Consider the following 5394-nt stretch of genomic DNA (forward strand, 5'->3'; position numbering starts at 1 on the left):
ATGCTTCAAACATTACTTAATGACAAGCTTTGGTTGAAACTAAAGCCTATTATCCTAGATTTGAATATCTATGACAAACCAAATTTAAGAAATATTTTCACAGGAATCTTATATCGCCTGAAAACAGGCTGCCCATGGCGATATTTACCAGAATGCTTTGGAAAGTATAATACTGTTTTTAAAACTTTTAGAAGATGGACAAAATTGGATAAATTCACCAAAATTTTTAAACAACTTATTAAAGATCCGGATATGGAGTGGTTATGGCTATCAAGGTTAATATCGTCAAGGCGATTAGGGTCGGCAAGCGATACATTCTCACGGTATTTTTTATGACTGTTTTTTTGTACAGTCTATGCCTCGGGCATCCAAGCAGCAAGCGCGTTACGCCGTGGGTCGATGTTTGATGTTATGGAGCAGCAACGATGTTACGCAGCAGGGCAGTCGCCCTAAAACAAAGTTAGCCATATCGGGAGTTAAATTGAAAATTTCATTGATTTCTGCAGTGTCAGAAAATGGCGTAATCGGTAGTGGTCCTGATATTCCGTGGTCAGCAAAAGGTGAGCAGCTAATCTTTAAGGCGCTCACATACAATCAGTGGCTTCTTGTTGGAAGGAAAACATTTGACTCTATGGGAGTTCTTCCAAATCGCAAATATGCAGTAGTGTCAAAGAATGGAATTTCAGGGTCAAATGAAAACGTCTTGGTTTTTCCTTCAATAGAAAATGCTTTGCAAGAACTATCTAAAATTACAGATCATGTATATATTTCGGGTGGGGGGCAAATCTATGAAAGCCTTATTGAAAAAGCAGATATAATTCATCTATCTACTATTCATGTTGAGGTTGAAGGTGATATTAAATTCCCTATATTACCTGAAGGTTTCAACTTGGTTTTTGAACAGTTTTTTGTGTCTAATATAAATTATACATATCAAATTTGGAAAAAAGGCTAACAAGTCGTTGCAGCACCAGTCGCTCCGCTCCTTGGACAGTTTTTAAGTTGTGGTTTTATTAAAATCCATACACCTTTCTGCTAACGCCCTGCGGTTGTTCAATCCTTGTAAACTCAAAAACAAGTTTTTGAGCCTGCAAGGATTACGATTTAATTCTCTTTGTCATAATCCCATTCCCTTTTCCTGTTTTTTCTGTTTGGCTATTACCGTTTCAAGTTGTTTATTAAATTCTGCAACGTTGCTAATTGCGTGCTGATTTCGTTGTATTGTTGAATGATCAAGGCGTTTTCTGCTCGCAAGCTCTGCAACTCTTTCGATAAAACTTTCCGCTCTATCTCTTGCTGTTCTAACAAGGTTTTCAAGGTATTCTCTAACATTACTTCGATTTCGGTCGCCATTTATTTTTTCCCCTGTTTCTTGGTTTCGTGGACTTCGATTATCTTCAGATTGTCGCCCCACGTTGAATTCATATAATCCTTGTCTATTGCTATGCAAGGCTTGCCCCCTGCGTCCGTTTTGCACATTGATAGCTTGATCCCCCCGCTCTGCTCTTTGGCGATTTCTGCCGAGTGTTCCCACTCTATCATCTCTTGATAGGCGTTCTTTGCCTGCCACGTCAGAACGCCTGCGGTTATAGCTATCAAGGCTAATATCGTCAAGGCGATTAGGGTCGGCAAGCGATACATTCTCACGGTATTTTTTATCAATTTCGCCTGCTCGATTTGGATATTTTCGGCTAAATTCTTGTTGGCGTGCTGTAACTGCTGTATCAAGTTTTGCTCGTGCTGTTTGATAGCGTTCTGCACTATTTCGCCTGTATTCTCTAGCTCTTTCTGTGATGTCTGCTGAAAGGTCGTTGCTAAATCTAAAATCTTGCTCATAGAAAGCCCCTTTTAGTCTTAAATTTTGTCCGTCTGTCTTGATTGATAGGTTTTTAGGTGTAATGCGTGCAATCTCAAAGCCTGCACGCTCTAGGGCGTTTATAACGTCTTTTCGGTCGTTTATCTGCCCTGCGTTTGCCAATGCGGTCAAACCGTCTGTAATCGCCTGTAACGCCTGTTTTTTATCGGTTGGTAGGTCTTTGCGGTCAATTAAGCTATTTTGCTTTATTGGGTCGTTTGGGTCGCTTAGGCGGTATTCGTGGTTGATTACCTGCTTAAAATTTTCAGCAAGTGGGCGGTCTGCCCTGTCGTAGTAGGGTTGTAGGCGTTTTCCGCTTGTCAGTTCTACGTTCGGAATAACGAAATTTAATTCAAGTCGCCCCTTGTCCGTGTGCTGTACCCACGCAATGTTATATTGTTCAGGTTCAAGCCCTGCAAACATTGCCTTTTCAAAGCGTGCCATAATCTCACGCTTGTAGCTTTCGGGTAGGTCGCTTTCTTCAAAAGACAAGCAACCTGCGGTATAGGTGTTATTAAAATCAAGGCTATCAGCAATATTTTGCGATAGTCGGGGATCGCCCTGCAAGATTTGGGCGGTATCGTCAGGCTTATTCAGTAAATAATCTATGCAAGCCTTGCAACTACTAGCTTTTCCCTTACCGTGTTTCTTAAAAAATTTGACGATCATAGGCTCAATTCTCGCAATTTTTTGAGATTTTTTTCAATTTCTCGCAAGGTAGCCAATACGCTAACAAGGTCAATACTAGGGCGTTGGCTGTTGCATTGTCGGGCGATTTGGTTCAGGTTTACGCCTATGCGGTTCAGCTCGAACAGTAACGCAGGGTCGATTACTTTCGGCTGTCGCTTAGGTTGCTGTTCTAGGGCAACTTCCCGAACCCATTCAGCAAGCCTTGCTTTCGTCTTACGTTCAAGCAAGGCATTGTATTCATCTTCCGATAAGGCGATTTCTAGGCGTTTGGTTCGCTTTTTCATTCGGTGTCCGTTCTTCAAATTAGCGGTGAAACCGCAAGGGGGTCAAGGGGGATTTATCCCTCTTGCAAGGGCATAGACTTAGTTTCGCAGATACGGGTCTATGTGTCCTTGCTCTAACTTTAGACAATAGTACACCAAAAGCCCCGAGAGTGATATATAAAAATCAGCGGAGCCGAAGGCGACTTCGTCTTTCTAGCCCGTAGGGCTTTCATAATCAAAAACAAAAAAACTATTATTATTGACCCTGTGGAGCTTGTGGGCGGTAGGTTTTTAGTGTGGGTAATGCCTGTGTGATTACTTGTGTGCAACTCGTAGAGTTGTGCAAGGCGTAGCCGTCAAGTTATCCATTAGGCTTATCCACACGGTGGCAAAGCCAAAAAACCGTTAAACCGTCCACAAATCCATAGGGTTCAGAAAGAGCGATGTTCTTTTTGCTTCCTTTCTGTCAAATGGCTAGTGAATGGGTAGCCAGAAAGACTAAGTTTATTTTTTCAGGTTGGGAATTGCAGACCCTCAACAATCAATTCCGCTGTTATCCTTAAATCTCGCTTATCAGGTGTACTTGTATTTCTTGGGGCTTTCGCCTTTCTAACCGTAGTACGAAACGGAGACAGAGCTTAATTTTCGTATTAAGAACGTTATCACTTCTACGCCTGTTTATTCTTCCGAAGTCCGAGCTGAAGACCGTTCGATTTAAGGTTTGCGTTTCTTGTTTACGTCGTTGAATGGTTTTTTGGTAGTAGGGACGCTTCGCAATCTCTTGCATTACTAGCTACCCTTTGCTAAGATATGACTTGTCTATGGTCTGTATCTTAGCAAAGAACGCACGAAACAGATTACAGAAAAAGGGATCGAATGTCAAAAGTTCGATCCCTTTTTCTTTCTAAAGCATTGGTATTAAAGGCTTTAAGGTGTATTTTATTAAAATCTGTACACCTTTGTGAAAATCCATACACTTTCTTACCGTGTAATTTTATGAAAATTCGTGCACCTTTCTGCTAACGCCCTGCGGTTGTTAGACTAAAAAAGCCATTGAAAGCAAGTTTCAACGGCTTTTTCAGTCCTGAATAAAACAAAACCGCCCTGTTAGGCGGTTATGTGATAAAATCTTCCTTGTGCTATCGGCAAACGGTGTAACGTGTCCTTAGCACGTTGCCCGATTGCCTTAGGCTTATAGCACTAAGGGGGTGATCTATGTGAACGCATTACAATACTTCGTAATGATACTACTGCTCACCGTAGTAGTTGCGGTATTAGGTTTTCGAGTTCTTACCATTCTCGACCTAATTACTTACATCTTGAATAGATTGTCCTAAGACAATCGGGAAGGGGGTAGTTGGTAGCTATCCCCGACCTTTTTCCATTGTATGCCCTATCCCCTGATTTTTCAAGTTATCTACTTTTCAAATAATCTTATTCTTAATTCGTCTAGAGTTGTCGTTTTTCAAGAAAACAATACGATCACCCGGCGCAAATTCTCGACCGCCTTTTTCACTCTCAAAGCGGGCGCTACCGCGCAGCTCGCCACGCTCTTTACGGGCTTCACGTATCGCCTCATTAAGCGCCTGCACATCCTTGTTGCTGTGCGTTAAAACAATCTGACTACCCATGCCTGCTGAACCGCGAATATAGAGAAATATCCCGAATGTGCAGTTAACGAATTCTTGCGGTTTCTTTCAGCGCCGCCAATACCGCCAGCCCGTCGCGCAAGGGGCGCGGCTCGTGTGTGCGGATGAAGTCAGCTCCACCTGCGGCGGCGGCAAGCTCTGCAGCGAGTGTCGCGGCCCCGACATCCCCCGGACCACGGCCTGTGAGCGCGCGCAGAAAGGATTTGCGCGAAACAGACAGAAGCACCGGCAAATCGAAGCGCCGCCGCAATTCATCGAACCGCGCCAGCACCGAGAGCGAGGTTTCGGGAGCAGCCCCCAGAAAAAACCCCATGCCGGGATCAAGGACAAGGCGGTTGCGTTTGATACCGGCACCCGTCAGCGCCGCGATGCGCGCGTCAAAGAACGCCGCAATGTGATCCATGATGTCGCCAGCGGGTGCCTCGCGCCGATCTGCCTGCCCGTCTTGCACCGAATGCATAACGACGAGTTTGGCAGATGATTTCGCCAATTGCGGATAGAACGCAGCGTCTGGAAAACCGCGAATATCATTGAGATAGGCCACACCACGCGACAAGGCATAGGCTTGCGTCGCGGGTTGATAACTGTCGAGCGAGACGGGAATGCCATCTGCCTTGAGCGCGTCCAGCACCGGTGCGATACGCGCGATTTCTGTGTCGGACGAAACAGGCGCGGCGTCGGGATTGCTGGATGCCGGACCGAGGTCGATCACATCTGCCCCCTCGGCCATCAGCTTACGCGCCTGCGCAATGGCTGCGTCTGGCGCCAGATACCGGCCTCCATCGGAGAAACTGTCCGAGGTTATGTTGACGATGCCGAAAATGATGAGCGATTTATTCATGGGGGCTTCTATAATAGGGTCTGTTGAACATTTGAAATAAAAAAATAGAGAGTAGTAAAATGTAATCGCAAAAAATAATACTAACTCTCTATTCTT

At 44.5% G+C, this 5394-nt stretch carries 6 protein-coding genes and 1 pseudogene; 2 read left to right on the forward strand and 5 right to left on the reverse strand.

Annotation, left to right across the window (positions count from 1 at the left end; genetic code table 11):
* Together ACXPAV_RS12375 and dfrA32 are read left to right on the forward strand one after the other, a co-directional pair.
* Entirely contained in the window at positions 1 to 336 is a 336-nt protein-coding gene (locus tag ACXPAV_RS12375; protein ID WP_412102510.1) for a transposase, read from the forward strand.
* A gap of 145 nt (positions 337 to 481) precedes the next feature.
* Entirely contained in the window at positions 482 to 955 is a 474-nt protein-coding gene (dfrA32, locus tag ACXPAV_RS12380) for a trimethoprim-resistant dihydrofolate reductase DfrA32 (protein WP_032084013.1), read from the forward strand.
* Between the two features lie 398 nt (positions 956 to 1353).
* On the opposite strand, the gene ACXPAV_RS12385 is transcribed toward dfrA32, so the two are convergent.
* From ACXPAV_RS12385 to sul2, 5 genes and pseudogenes are all read right to left on the reverse strand, one after another.
* A complete protein-coding gene (locus tag ACXPAV_RS12385; RefSeq protein ID WP_268795187.1) occupies positions 1354 to 1836 on the reverse strand; it encodes an MbeB family mobilization protein in 483 nt (160 codons plus the stop codon).
* A gap of 316 nt (positions 1837 to 2152) precedes the next feature.
* Positions 2153 to 2524, reverse strand: a pseudogene (locus tag ACXPAV_RS12390) (relaxase/mobilization nuclease domain-containing protein); the annotation flags it as partial.
* Positions 2521 to 2829, reverse strand: a complete 309-nt coding sequence (gene mobC, locus ACXPAV_RS12395; protein WP_011266097.1) for a MobC family plasmid mobilization relaxosome protein — start codon at positions 2827 to 2829, stop codon at positions 2521 to 2523. The gene mobC and the pseudogene ACXPAV_RS12390, both read right to left, overlap by 4 nt.
* A gap of 1403 nt (positions 2830 to 4232) precedes the next feature.
* A complete protein-coding gene (locus ACXPAV_RS12400; protein ID WP_011270140.1) occupies positions 4233 to 4439 on the reverse strand; it encodes a hypothetical protein in 207 nt (68 codons plus the stop codon).
* A 43-nt stretch (positions 4440 to 4482) separates the two neighbouring features.
* Positions 4483 to 5298, reverse strand: coding sequence for a sulfonamide-resistant dihydropteroate synthase Sul2 (sul2, locus tag ACXPAV_RS12405; protein ID WP_268795188.1), 816 nt, complete (start codon positions 5296 to 5298; stop codon positions 4483 to 4485).
* Positions 5299 to 5394: the final 96 nt, after the last annotated feature.

Source organism: Gallibacterium sp. ZY190522 (genome assembly GCF_054166015.1).